A 16,379-nucleotide genomic window follows, 5' to 3' on the forward strand; every position below is an offset into this window, starting at 1 on the left:
GCCTGGCTTCGCGCTATTTGAGTAGTGATATGCGAAGGTGTTCTCCAGGCCCACAGGCGCAAATTAAATTTCGTCAGGCGTACGCAGGTTGGTGACGGCAATACGTTCACCACGTTTACGCTCGCGCTCGGACTGCATGTTCGCGCGATACACCCCCTGATCGCCAACAACCCACGACAGTGGGCGACGTTCTTTACCGATAGACTCCTGCAGCAGCATCAGCGCCTGCATGTAAGCTTCCGGACGCGGCGGGCAGCCCGGAATGTAGACATCCACCGGGATAAACTTATCTACGCCCTGCACGACGGAATAAATGTCGTACATACCGCCAGAGTTTGCACATGCGCCCATGGAGATAACCCATTTTGGCTCCAGCATCTGGTCATAAAGACGCTGAATAACCGGGGCCATCTTGGTAAAGCACGTACCGGCCACCACCATCAGGTCAGCCTGACGTGGGGAAGCACGCAGTACCTCTGCCCCAAAACGCGCAACGTCATGCACCGCAGTGAATGACGTCACCATTTCAACGTAGCAGCAAGAAAGGCCAAAGTTGTAAGGCCAGATGGAGTTCTTACGACCCCAGTTGACCATATCGTGCATGGCATGTTCGAGCTTGCCCATGTACACGCTTTTATTGACTTCTTGCTCCAGGGGGTCGGTTACGATCTCCTGTTTTTGCAGGGGGTAACGGTCATTCTCACCGTTAGGATCTATGCGGGTGAGCGTATAATCCATCTTATTGCCTCGCTGTTACTGCTGACGATTAGAGATACTGTTTTCCGGGTTGATCTGCTCACGGCGTGAACGCGCAGGCGTCCAGTCCAGCGCGCCAATACGCACCAGATAAACCAGACCGGCCAGTAACACTAAAATGAAAATTGCGGCCTCGACAAAGCCCACCCAACCACTTTCGCGAATGGAGGTCGACCATGCGAAAAGGTAAAGCGCTTCAACGTCGAAGATGACGAAGAACATGGCTACCAGGTAGAACTTGGCAGACAGGCGTAAGCGAGCGGTACCTACGGAATCAATACCTGATTCGAAAGGTGTGTTTTTGTGCCTTGCGCGGGCGCGACCGCCCAGGAACCAGCCGCCGACTAACATCAGGCAGCACAGGCCAATGGCTACAATAAGAAAGATTGCGAATGCCCAGTGATGAGCGATGACTTCTGTGGATGTTGACATACTCATTGCTTACTCATCAAAAGTGATACCGACGACACTGCTCTTGCTGGCAGATGGGCATCACATCGATTCATGGGGAGGAACAAATAACCTTACACTAACTGTCAGAAATGAGACATAGACAGCAAAATGATGGGGTTTTTTACTCCTTTCTATAACCTTTTGTCAACTTTAACAAAGGTTTCTTCACATTAAATGACATCAAGCGATTCTCATTAACATTTCATGCCCTTTTAACCCTGGTGGGTACATGACTTTACGTCAAATGCATGTTGTTGAATCGTGTCCGTTTTGGAAGTAAAAAAAATAACCCTCCTATTTTGACAGGATTTGCCAACGATTCCTCCCCCCAAATAGGAGTATTTTCTTGATCTGAGACACGCTTTTGTTAATTCAATCAAGAAACCGGCAACATATTTCCTGTTTTTTTAACATTGAACGGGGAAGCGGCAAGTTAGAACGGAAAACGAACACGATTTAACCAAAAGCATGTATTTTATTGATATTTAAAACTTATCTGATGAAACCCTGTATTCGGAAAGGGTATCTTTGCCAAAAAAAAACCACTTCACGCGAAAATCGCGCGAGTGGCTCTTTTTTACACTTACAATTTGTTACGAGAATTTTGAGTGTTTGATCACTCAAAGTCCCCTTCAACGATCAGGGAGTCATCCCCCCCTTCCGGAGTAACATGCTCGTATTGCCAGGGGTTATGGTAGTTTTCCATCGCCTCAAACACGACTTTCGCCAGCTCGTTATTGCTGGTGGCGTTGTGGCATAACAGATACTCCGTATCCGGCAACGCAGGAAGACCATCACTTTTACCCAACACGCGGAGATCCGGACTCATCATTTCCACCGGACGCGCTGTTACGCCGAGTCCCGCTTTCACGGCAGCTCGAACAGCGGGTAGCGTTGAGGCCACATAGGCCAAACGCCACGGAATGTTGGCCTCGTTGAGCGCCGACAGCACCATATCCCGGAACGGACTTGGATCATCCAGTAAGACCAGTGGAATGGGCTCACCTTGTTGCAGTACATATTCAGCCGCGCAATACCAATGCGTTGGAGAAGTCCGCAGCGTCAGACAATCAAATTGCCCAGGACGATGCGTCGTGACCACCAGATCCACTTCATTCTCTTTGAGCATCTCAATCATAAAAGCATTACGCTTTACGCTAACATCCAGCGCAAGCTTCGGATAAACCGAACTGATACGATTGAGAAGAAACGGCAATATCGTATCCGCTGACTCATCAGATGCGCCTAATGTTAACACCCCCTGGAGGTTGCTAAACATTAAAGACATACATGCTTCATCATTAAAGCGAAGTATTTTCCTGGCATAACCCAGTAGCTGGATACCGTGTTCCGTTAAGAGCTTATTACGTCCATGACGTGCAAAAAGCTCTTTACCGACCAGTTGCTCCAGCCGCTGCATTTGCTGGCTAACGGCAGACTGGGTTCGGCAAACTGCGGCAGCAGCTGCTGCAAAAGTGTTGAGATCGGCGACCGCAACAAACGTTCTCAGCAGATCGAGGTCGAGATTCATTATCGGACGATTTGCATTTATCATATCTATTCACTTTCAGGTTGCTCGTGCGGAGCTGCCCGGGTTGAAGCTGTGTGTAACAGTTAAGCAATTCCCTCTGAAGGTTTCCCTCGCATCCCGGCCCGGCAGACTGCCTGACAGATAGTTATTGTGCTGCTGTATATCAACAGTCAGAAAGCACGTTTCATGACGTTATTTTTATTCTCTTAAACGTTCAGAATATTTAGATGTTCGCAGGTTTCTGTAAATTACATTAAAGGTATGACACCTTTACGGCCATCTTTATCGCAGCGCGGTTAACGTAGCAGGATGTGTTCGGCACACACCAGCCAGAGATAAATCCAACAATAACAATCAATTAATTTAGAAAAGCGGATCCAGATATACAAAACATAGGGCTCTGGCGCCTGCTTTCCTGAAAGACATCTTAACCCAAATCCACTTTATTTATAAGTCTTATTGCAATATTAAGGATTAAGAGGGACTGTTAAGCCCCTCAACTAATTTTATTAAAATTAACTAAAGTTGCATTTTGTTGGTTAATAATAAATAAATTTTAATTTAGATTAAGACCATTCATTAATAACACTTAACATTAATTTCACATGAGTAACTTTTAGCCTAAGCATACTATTCCAACAGTCTGTCGCGAAGCATCTGATTTTACGAAAAGTCACTTAGGGGAACTTCTTACTGCGTATTGGGCACTCTTTTTATTTTTAACAGCACAATGTGAAATTTAAATCAAAATAAACAGCACAATCAACTTAAGAACATACTTATCACATTACTTTAGCACAACAGAACTCACTACAAGCAGTGAAATAGATTCCACAGGAATTGACGCATTGTACAAAATCTTCTCCTGTACACCCTTCAAAACGAAGCGAGGGGGGAGTACATTGTTCCGTGCAGACTTCCACGGCAGGGAGTGGCAATAATAGCGAAAAGGTTAAAGGTTCATGTCCCCTATCGAAAAATCCAGCAAACTAGATAACGTCTGTTACGACATCCGCGGCCCGGTTCTGAAAGAGGCCAAACGCCTTGAAGAGGAAGGCAATAAGGTTCTGAAACTCAACATTGGTAACCCTGCGCCATTTGGTTTTGAAGCGCCGGATGAAATTCTGGTTGATGTGATCCGCAACCTTCCTACTGCACAAGGCTACTGCGATTCAAAAGGACTCTATTCCGCGCGTAAAGCCATCATGCAGCACTATCAGGCGCGCGGTATGCGTGACGTAACCGTTGAAGATATCTATATCGGCAACGGCGTCTCTGAACTGATTGTGCAGGCGATGCAGGCACTGCTGAACAGCGGCGACGAAATGCTGGTACCTGCGCCGGACTACCCGCTTTGGACGGCGGCCGTGTCGCTGTCGAGCGGTAAAGCCGTTCATTATCTCTGTGACGAGTCCTCTGACTGGTTCCCGGACCTTGATGATATTCGCGCGAAAATTACGCCTCGCACGCGTGGCATCGTGATCATTAACCCGAACAATCCGACGGGTGCGGTCTATTCGAAAGAACTGCTGATGGAGATCGTCGAGCTCGCCCGCCAGCACAACCTGATCATTTTTGCCGACGAAATCTACGACAAAATCCTGTACGACGCGGCACAGCACCACTCGATCGCCGCGCTGGCCCCGGATCTGCTGACCGTCACCTTTAACGGCCTGTCTAAAACCTACCGCGTAGCCGGTTTCCGTCAGGGTTGGATGGTACTGAACGGTCCGAAAAAGCACGCCAAAGGCTACATTGAAGGGCTGGAAATGCTGGCGTCGATGCGTTTATGTGCCAACGTTCCTGCACAGCACGCGATCCAGACGGCGCTCGGCGGTTATCAGAGCATTAGCGAGTTTATCGTTCCCGGTGGTCGCCTGTATGAACAGCGTAACCGCGCGTGGGAATTGATCAACGATATCCCGGGCGTCTCCTGCGTGAAACCTAACGGCGCGCTCTATATGTTCCCGAAAATTGACGCTAAGCGCTTCAATATTCACGACGACCAGAAGATGGTGCTCGACTTCCTGCTGCAGGAAAAAGTGCTGCTGGTTCAGGGTACGGCGTTTAATTGGCCGTGGCCGGATCACGTGCGCATTGTGACCCTGCCGCGCGAAGATGACCTCGAAATGGCCATCAGCCGCTTCGGGCGCTTCCTCTCTGGATACCATCAGTAACGTTGCCTTTCTGCCGGGTGGCGCTGCGCTTGCCCGGCCTACAAAATCCGCAAATTTGCATCTTGCCTCCCCTCCCCGCACAATGAACGCCTGTCGCAGTAAAGACAAAAGGTAACCTATGAGTCAGAGTCATTTCTTTGCCCACCTCTCCCGCCTGAAGCTGATCAACCGCTGGCCGCTGATGCGCAACGTCCGCACGGAAAATGTTTCAGAGCACAGTCTGCAGGTTGCGATGGTCGCTCACGCGCTGGCCGCCATAAAGAACCGCAAATTTAACGGGCAGGTCAACGCTGAACGTATTGCCCTGCTGGCGATGTACCATGATGCCTCGGAAGTGCTGACCGGCGATCTGCCGACGCCAGTGAAATATTTCAACTCGCAGATTGCGCAGGAATATAAGGCGATTGAAAAGATTGCTCAGCAGAAGCTGATCGATATGGTGCCGGATGAATTACGCGATATCTTTGAGCCGCTTATCGATGAACATCAGTACACGGAAGATGAAAAGTCGCTGGTGAAGCAGGCCGACGCGCTGTGTGCCTACCTGAAATGTCTGGAAGAGCTGTCTGCAGGGAATAACGAGTTTTTACTGGCGAAAACGCGTCTGGAAAAAACGCTGGAGTCCCGCCGCAGCGAAGAGATGGATTATTTTATGCAGGTATTTGTGCCGAGCTTCCATCTGTCGCTGGATGAGATTAGCCAGGATTCACCCCTCTGACTGTCGCCCAGCGGCGCTGCGCTTGCAGGGCCTACGGTTTGTAGGCCGGGTAAGGCGCAGCCGCCACCCGGCAATATTCTCAGAACGGGAACAGGACCGGAATTAACACAACGCACACCACCATTACCAGCACGGTGAACGGCACGCCAATCTTGACGAAATCGCTGAATCTATAATTCCCGGGCCCCAGCACCAGCGTATTCACCGGTGAAGATACCGGCGTCATAAATGCCGCGGAGGCCGCCATCGCCACCATCATCGCGAACGGATACGGCGACACGCCCATGGATTTCGCCATCGCCAGCGCAATAGGCGCCATCAGTACCGCCGTCGCGGTATTGGAGATAAACAGGCCGATGGAGGCGCACATGATAAACAGACAGACCATCATCATGTACGGCCCATACCCGCCGCCAACGTCCATTAAGCCTTTAACGATCAAATCCACCCCGCCGGTTTTTTGTAACGCCAGCGCAAAGGGCATCATCCCGACAATCAGAATAATGCTCGGCCAGTGAATGGCTTTATACGCGCTTTCAGCGTCAATGCAGCGGAATTTCCCCATCAGCAGACAGGCGATGATAGCCGCGACCGGATTGGGGATTTCATCGGTCAGCATAAGTGCCACCATCAGCACCAGACAGAAAATCGCGTGAGGTGCCTGGCTATGCGCCGGGGACGCATCGCTCTCTTCAACCGGCATATTGAGCACCACAAAATCACGCCCTTTTTGCCCGAGTTGGCTAATCAGCTTCCAGTTACCGACGACCAGAAAGATGTCACCCAGCAGGATCGGCTCATCCACCACTGCGCCTTCCATCGCCACGCCATCGCGCTTCAGTCCCACGACGTTCAAACCATAGCGGGTGCGGAAGCCGACTTCGCGCACGGTTTTCCCCAACAGCTCCGATTCCGGGATCAGCGATACTTCGGCCATACCGACGTCCAGCGCCTGGTCGGAGAAATACTCGCCGCGCAGCACCATCGGTTCCAGCAACTGTTCGCTGCAAAACTCACGCAGGTCTACCTCTGCGGCGGACATATCAATCAGCAGAACGTCCCGCGCGCGGAATTCCGACACCCCGTTAACATTGACAATCACCCGGCGGAAACGACGCCAGCGCTCCACGCCGATGACGTTCGCACCGTAGCGTTCACGGAGCTTAAGATCGTCCAGCCGCTGGCCAATCATCGGTGAGCCGGGGCGAATAGCCAGACGGCGCGCTCGCCCGGTGAGACGGTACTCTTTAATCAAATCGCGAAAGGTGCGTCGCTTCCAGCCCTCTTTGCTTTTATCCTGATTTTCGCCTTTCAGGGCAAAACGGGTCAGCAGCATGTAGACCACGCCCAACACCAGAACGACCAGCCCAATCGGGGTAACGCTGAAAAAACTGAAGCCCTGGAATCCTTCGCGGATCAGCTCACTGTTGACGACCAGGTTTGGCGGCGTCGCCACCAGCGTCATCATGCCGCTGATCAAACCGGCAAAGCTCAGGGGCATCATCAGGCGCGATGGCGAGATTTGCATCCTCATGCAGACGCTCAGCACCACCGGAATAAAGATGGCGACCACGCCCGTTGAGCTCATAAACGCCCCCAGTCCGGCAACCGTCACCATCAGGTAGATCAGCATTTTGGTTTCACTGCTGCCCGCCACCTTGACCAGCCACGTTCCCATGATGGTCGCTACGCCGGTGCGCACCAGTCCGTCACCAATGATAAACAGGGCGGCGATGAGAATAACGTTGGGGTCGCTAAACCCGGAGAATGCCTCGGGTAGCGTGAGCGTGCCGCTCAGCACAAACGCGACGATGACAAACAGGGCGACGGCATCCATGCGCACCTTGCCTGTAGCGAAAAGAATGATGGCGATTAACAGCAGGCTCAGGACCCAAATCAGTTCACCGTTCACAACCTATCCTTGTCAGTGGAAGATAAAGAATTCTGCCATAAAAAAGCCCCAACAATGTGGGGCTATATCATGGGATTACATTTTTAGCGAGACGGTTACAACTCCGCCGGGTCCCTTCGTGATGTTAATCGCGGTCAGTGTATTCAGCACAAAATCCGCCTCACTCAACCGGGGAGAGTCCGCCGGGACGTTAACGGCGATCACGTGGCTCCCTGCGTTAAGCCCGGCCAGCACGCCGGCTGCTGCATCTTCCACCACCACGCAGTCCGCCGGTGCAAGGCCCAGCAGCTCTGCCCCAAGCAAGAACGCATCCGGCTCTGGCTTGCCGCGCTTGACGCGCTCTGCAGTAATGAACACTTCTGGCTTCGGTAAACCCGCCGCCTTATGGCGAGCATGGGCTACGGGAATGGAGCCGGAGGTCACAATGGCCCACGGAATATGTGCTTCGTTCAGATGTTCAAGCAGCTCGCGCGCGCCCGGCAGCGCGGTGATGCCTTCCGTATCGGTAGCCTCAATGTTCTCGAGGTATTTGAACTCTGCCTGAATCTCTTCCTCAGTACGTCCCGCTAAGAAGTGTCGCAAGGAGGTAATGGCCTGTTTGCCATGGATGAAATTCAGTACGTCCTGATGGTCGATGCCGTGCCTGTCGGCCCAATGGCACCATGAACGCTCCACTACCGGCAGCGAATCCACCAGCGTACCGTCCAGATCAAACAGAAAACCTTTACACTGCACATGTACCTCCGTCAGGCATTAATGATTTGTTGAATTTCGTTGCTGCTTAAATGGTACTGGCGCGGGCAGGAATGCCATACGCCCAGCATGCGCTGGTATTTTTCCCACATTGGGGTTTGCGCGTTAAAGCCGTGAGTACCCGCATCAAAATGGGTATAGCGCCCTTCGGTGTTCACCATAAAGCGAACGTAGCTCAGGTAGCGCGCTTCCGTTGCGGCATCAAAGCCTAAGAAGGTTACGCGGCGCTCGTCAATGGACTGGCGATCTTTGAGATTCGTCCAGGACACATGCAGCGCATGATACATCTCCATGATGTCGATCACGATGCGGCAGGTCTCTTCTTTCAGTTCGCCAAACTCGCGATCCAGTTCGCGCATCTGTAAACCAAACCCGCGTTCGACGATAGTTTGCAAGCGGCTGTAGCGTTCTGCGTTATCGGGATCAAGCATAGTCATCATCTTGTACTGGTTAGACAAAATCAGACGTTGGGCATGGGTCATTTCCATCTTTCGACTCCTGTAGCGCATTGCACTTTAAAAAAAAGACACGGTAACTGTTTGTTACTGTGCCTTCTTTTATTCGTCGTTTCGATGATCAATCACAAGTCATCAAGGAATGTTTTATCAAGTTGCTTAAAAGCGCGCTTGAGCGTGTCAGCCAGCGCCTGGTAATCCGGCTTGCCTTCGACCGGTGCCAGCGCCTGACCGGCTTCCTCAAGTTTTCCACGGACTTCATAAAACCAGTGTAAAATTGTAGGCGGCAGCGGCGTAATTGAGCGTTTCCCCAGCCACCATAGCCCCTGCATCGGCAGGCTCAGCGCAAAAAGCGCGGTGGCGACGGCGGGTCCAAGCTGGCCGCCGAGGGCAATTTGCCAGCACAGGGTAAAGATGGCAACAGGGGGCATAAAGCGAATCGCAAAGCGCGTGGCGCGGATAGTGCGGTTCTCTATAAACATCGGCGCGAGGCGCTTTTCCAGTGGCCACGTCTTCGCGTAATGCTGCCCCCGACGAAACAGACTAAAGAAATTCACGGATGGGTTTTCGGGTGTCGACATGGCTGTACCTCAACTTCACATATAAAAATTAAAATTTTTGTGCAAAACCACAACAGGCTATGACAACGTTCAAAATATTTTGTCATCGCTACCCCGTATCGGGTATCCTGTGCCAGCCTGATAAGGCCGTAGACGAGAACCGTTAACTCGTCAAATTATCGCATATTATGCCATTGTCTGAAAAATGTTCAAAATGGCATAAAATCATAGGTATTTCTTTCATCATGCCGGAATGTTCGCCTGGCATGATGTTAATCATAAATGTCTGGGTCATCATGCGTTACGCTTTTAGACTCACTGACGTTTTTTTAGCCACGTATCAATAATAGGTACTTCCATGTCGAGTAAGTTAGTACTGGTTCTGAACTGCGGTAGCTCCTCACTGAAATTCGCCATCATCGATGCGCTCAACGGTGACGAGTACCTCTCTGGTTTGGCCGAATGTTTCCATCTGCCTGAAGCACGTATCAAGTGGAAGATGGACGGCAGCAAACAAGAAGCGGCTTTAGGTGCAGGCGCCGCTCACAGTGAAGCGCTGAACTTTATCGTTAACACTATTCTGGCACAAAAACCAGAACTGTCTGCTCAGCTGACTGCGATTGGTCACCGTATCGTCCACGGCGGCGAAAAATACACCAGCTCCGTCGTGATCGACGAATCTGTGATTCAGGGCATCAAAGACTCTGCGTCCTTCGCGCCGCTGCACAACCCGGCTCACCTGATCGGTATCGCTGAAGCGCTGAAATCCTTCCCGAATCTGAAAGACAAAAACGTGGCCGTGTTTGACACCGCGTTCCATCAGACCATGCCGGAAGAGTCTTACCTGTATGCCCTGCCGTACAGCCTGTACAAAGAGCATGGCGTTCGTCGTTACGGCGCACACGGCACCAGCCACTTCTATGTGACTCAGGAAGCCGCAAAAGTTCTGAACAAGCCGGTTGAAGAAGTGAACATTATCACCTGTCACTTGGGCAACGGTGGTTCTGTTTCTGCTATCCGCAACGGTAAATGTGTTGATACCTCTATGGGTCTGACCCCGCTGGAAGGTCTGGTGATGGGTACCCGTTCCGGTGACATCGACCCGGCAATCATCTTCCACCTGCACGACACCCTGGGCATGAGCGTTGACGACATCAACAAAATGCTGACCAAAGAGTCTGGCCTGCTGGGTCTGACCGAAGTGACCAGCGACTGCCGTTACGTTGAAGACAACTACGCAGAGAAAGCAGACGCTAAACGTGCAATGGACGTTTACTGCCACCGTCTGGCGAAATACATCGGTTCTTACACTGCACTGATGGAAGGCCGTCTGGACGCGGTAATCTTCACCGGTGGTATTGGTGAGAACGCGGCTATGGTTCGTGAACTGTCCCTGGGCAAACTGGGCGTTCTTGGCTTCGAGGTTGATCACGAGCGTAACCTGGCTGCCCGCTTCGGCAAGTCTGGCTTCATCAACAAAGAAGGTACCCGCCCTGCTATCGTTATTCCAACTAACGAAGAGCTGGTCATCGCGCAAGACGCGAACCGTCTGACTGCCTGATTCCACACCGCCAGCAATGCTGGCGGTGCTGTTTTGTAACCCGCCCAATCGCGGCGGTAACGAAAGAGGATAAACCGTGTCCCGTACTATTATGCTGATCCCTACCGGAACCAGCGTCGGCCTGACCAGCGTCAGCCTTGGCGTGATCCGTGCTATGGAACGCAAAGGCGTTCGTCTGAGCGTCTTTAAGCCAATCGCCCAGCCGCGTGCCGGTGGCGATGCGCCAGACCAGACCACCACCATCGTTCGCAAGAACTCCAATCTGCCAGCGGCTGAACCGCTGAAGATGAGCCACGTTGAATCTCTGCTGTCAAGCAACCAGAAAGACGTGCTGATGGAAGAGATCATCGCCAACTACCACGCTAACGCGCAAGACGCAGAAGTGGTGCTGGTTGAAGGTCTGGTCCCGACGCGCAAACACCAGTTTGCCCAGTCTCTGAACTTTGAAATCGCGAAAACCCTGAACGCAGAGATCGTTTTCGTCATGTCTCAGGGCACTGACACCCCAGAGCAGCTGAACGAGCGTATCGAACTGACGCGCAGCAGCTTCGGCGGTGCGAAAAACACCAACATCACCGGCGTGATCGTGAACAAACTGAATGCGCCAGTGGATGAACAGGGCCGTACTCGCCCTGACCTGTCCGAGATCTTCGACGACTCTTCTAAAGCGAAAGTCATCAAAATAGATCCGGCTAAGCTGCAGGGGTCCAGCCCGCTGCCAGTACTGGGTGCGGTGCCATGGAGCTTCGATCTGATTGCCACCCGTGCAATCGATATGGCGCGCCACCTGAACGCCACCGTGGTTAACGAAGGCGACATCAACACCCGCCGCGTGAAGTCCGTGACCTTCTGTGCGCGCAGCATTCCGCACATGCTGGAGCACTTCCGCGCAGGTTCCCTGCTGGTCACCTCCGCAGACCGTCCAGACGTGCTGGTTGCAGCCTGCCTGGCCGCGATGAACGGCGTGGAAATCGGTGCGATCCTGCTGACCGGTGCCTACGAGATGGACCCACGTGTCAGCAAGCTGTGCGAACGCGCGTTCGCCACCGGCCTGCCGGTCTTCATGGTGAACACCAACACCTGGCAGACCTCCCTGAGCCTGCAGAGCTTCAACCTGGAAGTACCGGTTGATGACCACGAGCGTATCGAGAAAGTTCAGGAATACGTTGCGGGCTACATCGACGCAGACTGGATCGAATCCCTGACGGCGACCTCCGAGCGCAGCCGCCGTCTGTCTCCTCCAGCATTCCGTTACCAGCTGACCGAGCTGGCGCGTAAAGCGGGCAAACGCGTTGTTCTGCCAGAAGGCGACGAACCACGTACCGTTAAAGCAGCGGCTATCTGTGCAGAGCGCGGCATCGCGACCTGTGTGCTGCTGGGTAACCCGGATGAGATCACCCGCGTAGCGGCGTCTCAGGGCGTTGAGCTGGGCGCTGGCATCGAAATCGTTGACCCTGAAGTGGTTCGCGAAAGCTACGTTGCCCGTCTGGTTGAGCTGCGTAAGAGCAAAGGCATGACCGAAGCCGTTGCGCGCGAACAGCTGGAAGACAACGTGGTGCTGGGCACGCTGATGCTGGAGCAGGACGAAGTTGACGGTCTGGTTTCCGGTGCGGTTCACACCACGGCGAACACCATCCGTCCACCGCTGCAGCTGATCAAAACTGCACCGGGCAGCTCTCTGGTTTCTTCCGTATTCTTCATGCTGCTGCCTGAACAGGTTTACGTTTACGGCGACTGCGCGATCAACCCGGATCCAACCGCAGAACAGCTGGCGGAAATCGCTATCCAGTCCGCAGACTCTGCGATTGCCTTCGGTATCGAACCGCGCGTTGCGATGCTCTCCTACTCCACCGGCACCTCAGGTGCAGGTAGCGACGTAGAGAAAGTGCGTGAAGCGACCCGTCTGGCGCAGGAAAAACGTCCTGACCTGATGATCGACGGCCCGCTGCAGTACGATGCTGCGGTAATGGCTGACGTTGCGAAATCCAAAGCGCCGAACTCGCCGGTTGCCGGTCGCGCTACCGTGTTCATCTTCCCGGATCTGAACACCGGTAACACCACCTACAAAGCGGTACAGCGTTCTGCAGACCTGATCTCCATCGGGCCAATGCTGCAGGGCATGCGCAAACCTGTGAACGACCTGTCCCGTGGCGCGCTGGTTGACGATATCGTCTACACCATCGCTCTGACCGCGATCCAGTCTTCGCAGCAGCAGTAAGCTAAAAGCCCGGTGGCGCTAGCGCTTACCGGGCCTACGGTTTTGTAGGCCGGATAAGCGAAGCGCCATCCGGCAAGAAAGGCGACTACAGAGTCGCCTTTTTTATTACAGCAACTCTCTCGCCGACGACACAATGTCATGTGCCGTCAGGCCATACTCCTTCTGCAGGAAATCCTGCGTACCTACCTGGCCGTAACGCTCCTTGACGCCCACCCGTCGCATTGGTACCGGACAGGTTTCCACCAGCACTTCCGCCACCGCCGATCCCAGCCCGTTGTGAATGCTGTGGTTTTCACAGGTGACGATGCGCCCGGTTTTCTCGGCGTAGTTTTTCACCAGCATCCGGTCGATGGGCTTCAGGGTAAACATGTCGATAACCGCCGCGCTTACGCCCTCCTGCTCAAGCTGGCGAGCCGCCTCCAGCGCTTCCGCCACCATGATGCCATTGGCGATCAACGTAATATCACTCCCCTCGCGCAGCACGTTGCCTTTGCCAATGGTGAAGGTTGAGCCCGGGGCGTAGACGCTCGGCGCCTGTTTACGAATGGTCCGCACCCAGTAGAAGCCTTCGAGGTCGATAAGCTGGCGCAGCACGTCCTCGAACATCACTGCGTCGGTCACCTCCAGCACCACCGAGTGCGCCAGGCCGCGTACGATACCCATATCCTCAAATGACATATGTGTCCCGCCGTTGTGGCAGGCCGTCACGCCCGCGTCCGACGCAATCACCTTCACGTTGTTACGCTGGTAGTCCAGAGACATAAACAGCTGATCGAAGCAGCGGCGGCTGGCAAACGCGGTAAAGGTGTGCACGAACGGCTTACGTCCGGTAAGCGACAGCCCCGCCGCGGTGCCGATGACGTTGGCCTCCATAATGCCGCAGTTAATCACGTGCTGCGGATAATCGCGCGCGACGCCGTCCATCGCCATCGAGCTCATCAGGTCGGCTTCAAGGGCGATAATTTCGCTCCCCGCCTCAATCTGTTTTGCCACAAAGCCCGCGTAGATCTTACGCATCTCAACGGCGTCTTTCTGTCGTGGCGGTGCAACCTTAATCATGTGAAGCCTCCAGTTGGCGAATCGTCTCGTTGAGGGCCGCTTTGCTCTCCGCGGTCAATCGCAGGTGGTGCGAGTTGCTGAGCTGCTCCAGATACGGCACACCCTGCCCTTTGATGCTGTCGAGGATGACAACGAATGGACGCGCTTCGGCCTCGGGGACCCGCGACGTTACCGCCAGCAGACCCGGAATGTCGTCGCCCTTCACCGTCGCCACGTCAAAGCCAAAGGCGCGGAATTTTCCCTCCAGGTCGAACGCGCTGATGATCTCGTCCAGCTCGCCGTCGAGCTGCTGCTTGTTCCAGTCCACGAACACCGTCAGGTTGTTCAGGCGATGGTGGGCGATAAACTGGAAGGCTTCCCAGCATTGTCCCTCATTCAGCTCGCCGTCACCGACGATGCAAAACACCCGATTCGGTCGCCCCGCCAGCTTGTGCGACAGCGCCATACCGCCCGCAATGGAGATACCCTGTCCCAGCGAGCCGGTGGTGGCGTCCACGCCGCGCGTTTTCAGGCGGTCCGGGTGGCTTGGCAGGCGCGTACCGTTCTGGTTCAGAGTGCTCAGCTCTTCAACGGGGAAGTAGCCCTTGATCGCCAGCGTGCTGTAGAGCGCCGGGCCCGCGTGTCCTTTCGACAGGACGAAATAGTCTCGCTCTGGCCAGTCCGGGTCCGCCGGGTCGATTTTCATCACCGCGCCGTACAGCACGGCCAGGGTTTCAACCACCGACATACTGCCGCCGTAGTGGCCAAAGCCCAGCTGCGTCAGGGATTTCAGCGTCTCAAGACGGATCTGACGCGCGAGTTCGGTTATCTCTTTCTCATTCATGATTTGGCTCCGGTGTTTTCCTGCGCGTTACCGCCTGCAGGTTTGTTTTTCGCGAAGACGTTGTACGCCACCAGCAGCGCGAACAACGCCACAACCAGCCCGGTAATGGCAAGCGGCGACAGGAAGCGCGCCAGGTTGCCGAGCACAATCCCGACGGCACCGAAATCAGCGTCCGAGAAGGTGGTGTTTGCAAAACCAATTGCGCCCAGCACCGGCAGCAGCAGAACCGGCAGGAAGGTGATCAGCAGGCCGTTAGCAAAGGCGCCAATCATTGCCCCGCGACGTCCGCCGGTGGCGTTACCAAACACGCCCGCCGTTGCGCCGGTGAAGAAGTGCGGTACCACGCCCGGGAGGATCAGCACCCAACTGAACTGGCCGCAGATGAACAACCCCACAATCCCGCCGAGGAAGCTGAACAGGAAGCCAATCAGCACCGCGTTTGGCGCATACGGATACACCACCGGGCAGTCCAGCGCGGGGCGCGCGTTGGGAACCAGTTTTTCCGAGAAGCCGGTAAAGGCCGGGACGATTTCCGCCAGTATCAGCCGTACGCCCTGCAGGATGATGAACACGCCTGCCGCAAAGGTGATCGCCATGATGATGGCGTAGACCAGGTAGTTCTGGCCGCCGCTGAAGGTCGCCTCTACGTACTCACGTCCGGCGCTCACCGCCAGGATGAGGTAGATAATCATCATGGTCAGGGAGATGGAGATCGAACTGTCGCGCAGGAAGCTCAGGTTCTTCGGCAGGTTCATCTCTTCCGTTGAGCGGGAGCCCTTACCGACCTTGCTGCCAATCCAGCCGGACAGCACGTAGCCCAGCGTGCCGAAGTGGCCGAAGGCAATCTCATCGTTGCCGGTTATGCGCTTCATGTAGCGCTGCGCAATCGCCGGGAAGAAGGCCATGATCAGGCCGAGGATCAGCGAGCCGGTAAAGACCAGACCCACGCCCTCAAAGCCCGCCACCGTCAGGATCACGCCAATCATGCACGCCATGTAAAAAGTGTGGTGACCTGTCAGGAAGATGTATTTCAGGCGGGTAAAGCGCGCGACGATAATATTCGCCACCATCCCAAAGGCCATAATCAGCGCGGTCGAGGCACCGTATTTTTCCAGCGCAATCGACACAATCGCTTCATTGTTTGGAATAATGCCCTGAATAGTAAAGGCGTGCTCAAACATTCCGCCCAAAGGATTTAACGACCCCACCAGCACCGTGGCGCCGCCGCCCAGCACAATAAAGCCGAGAATAGTTTTAATTGTTCCTTTCACCACGTCCGAAAACGCTTTTTTCTGCGCAACCAGACCGATTAAGGCAATTAATCCCACCAGCACCGAAGGGACTTTTAAAATATCAACAACGAAATTCAGCGTTTCAAGGATAAACATATCCACCTCGCCTAA

At 54.0% G+C, this 16,379-nt stretch carries 14 protein-coding genes; 4 read left to right on the plus strand and 10 right to left on the minus strand.

The features are described from left to right. Positions 1-63: 63 nt before the first annotated feature. From nuoB to lrhA, 3 genes are all read right to left on the minus strand, one after another. On the minus strand, positions 64-738 hold the full coding sequence (nuoB, locus tag ACTJJA_RS13875; RefSeq protein WP_003861482.1) for an NADH-quinone oxidoreductase subunit NuoB: 675 nt from the start codon (positions 736-738) through the stop codon (positions 64-66). 15 nt (positions 739-753) lie between these two features. Next, on the minus strand, positions 754-1,194 hold the full coding sequence (gene nuoA / locus ACTJJA_RS13880) for an NADH-quinone oxidoreductase subunit NuoA (RefSeq protein WP_010433335.1): 441 nt from the start codon (positions 1,192-1,194) through the stop codon (positions 754-756). Between the two features lie 631 nt (positions 1,195-1,825). After that, complete coding sequence (gene lrhA, locus ACTJJA_RS13885) at positions 1,826-2,764, minus strand: transcriptional regulator LrhA (RefSeq protein ID WP_089597911.1); 939 nt, start codon at positions 2,762-2,764, stop codon at positions 1,826-1,828. A 938-nt stretch (positions 2,765-3,702) separates the two neighbouring features. On the opposite strand from lrhA, the gene alaA reads away from it, so the two are divergent. Together alaA and yfbR are read left to right on the plus strand one after the other, a co-directional pair. Beyond that, positions 3,703-4,917: an alanine transaminase AlaA gene (alaA, locus tag ACTJJA_RS13890; RefSeq protein ID WP_008500204.1), complete on the plus strand. Its 1,215-nt coding sequence runs from the start codon at positions 3,703-3,705 to the stop codon at positions 4,915-4,917. A gap of 118 nt (positions 4,918-5,035) precedes the next feature. Continuing rightward, complete coding sequence (yfbR, locus tag ACTJJA_RS13895; RefSeq protein WP_010433329.1) at positions 5,036-5,635, plus strand: 5'-deoxynucleotidase; 600 nt, start codon at positions 5,036-5,038, stop codon at positions 5,633-5,635. Between the two features lie 79 nt (positions 5,636-5,714). On the opposite strand, the gene ACTJJA_RS13900 is transcribed toward yfbR, so the two are convergent. The 4 genes from ACTJJA_RS13900 to yfbV all read right to left on the minus strand — a co-directional run bounded on the left by ACTJJA_RS13900 (position 5,715) and on the right by yfbV (position 9,336). Beyond that, positions 5,715-7,547, minus strand: coding sequence for an SLC13 family permease (locus ACTJJA_RS13900; RefSeq protein ID WP_440668476.1), 1,833 nt, complete (start codon positions 7,545-7,547; stop codon positions 5,715-5,717). 75 nt (positions 7,548-7,622) lie between these two features. Next, positions 7,623-8,282, minus strand: a complete 660-nt coding sequence (locus ACTJJA_RS13905) for a sugar phosphatase (RefSeq protein ID WP_440668477.1) — start codon at positions 8,280-8,282, stop codon at positions 7,623-7,625. An 11-nt stretch (positions 8,283-8,293) separates the two neighbouring features. Further along, entirely contained in the window at positions 8,294-8,788 is a 495-nt protein-coding gene (locus ACTJJA_RS13910) for a YfbU family protein (RefSeq protein ID WP_010433320.1), read from the minus strand. Between the two features lie 92 nt (positions 8,789-8,880). Then, positions 8,881-9,336, minus strand: a complete 456-nt coding sequence (gene yfbV / locus ACTJJA_RS13915) for a terminus macrodomain insulation protein YfbV (RefSeq protein ID WP_010433317.1) — start codon at positions 9,334-9,336, stop codon at positions 8,881-8,883. Positions 9,337-9,673: 337 nt separating this feature from the next. Here yfbV and ackA point away from each other — a divergent pair, with 337 nt between their 5' ends. Continuing rightward, positions 9,674-10,876: an acetate kinase gene (gene ackA / locus ACTJJA_RS13920; RefSeq protein ID WP_010433314.1), complete on the plus strand. Its 1,203-nt coding sequence runs from the start codon at positions 9,674-9,676 to the stop codon at positions 10,874-10,876. Between the two features lie 76 nt (positions 10,877-10,952). After that, positions 10,953-13,094, plus strand: a complete 2,142-nt coding sequence (gene pta / locus ACTJJA_RS13925; protein WP_440668478.1) for a phosphate acetyltransferase — start codon at positions 10,953-10,955, stop codon at positions 13,092-13,094. 105 nt (positions 13,095-13,199) lie between these two features. On the opposite strand, the gene ACTJJA_RS13930 is transcribed toward pta, so the two are convergent. Genes ACTJJA_RS13930 through ACTJJA_RS13940 form a run of 3 tightly spaced genes read right to left on the minus strand, consistent with a single transcriptional unit; the run spans position 13,200 to position 16,364 of the window. Continuing rightward, on the minus strand, positions 13,200-14,153 hold the full coding sequence (locus ACTJJA_RS13930; protein WP_440668479.1) for a transketolase family protein: 954 nt from the start codon (positions 14,151-14,153) through the stop codon (positions 13,200-13,202). After that, positions 14,146-14,976, minus strand: coding sequence for a transketolase (locus tag ACTJJA_RS13935; protein ID WP_262186786.1), 831 nt, complete (start codon positions 14,974-14,976; stop codon positions 14,146-14,148). The genes ACTJJA_RS13930 and ACTJJA_RS13935 overlap by 8 nt, the downstream gene beginning before the upstream one ends. Further along, positions 14,973-16,364 (minus strand): PTS ascorbate transporter subunit IIC, encoded by a 1,392-nt coding sequence (locus tag ACTJJA_RS13940; protein WP_089597908.1) that lies wholly within the window; start codon positions 16,362-16,364, stop codon positions 14,973-14,975. The genes ACTJJA_RS13935 and ACTJJA_RS13940 overlap by 4 nt, the downstream gene beginning before the upstream one ends. Positions 16,365-16,379 lie beyond the last annotated feature (15 nt).

The sequence above is a fragment of the Enterobacter sp. 22452 genome (genome assembly GCF_052045065.1).
GTDB lineage: Bacteria > Pseudomonadota > Gammaproteobacteria > Enterobacterales > Enterobacteriaceae > Enterobacter > Enterobacter mori.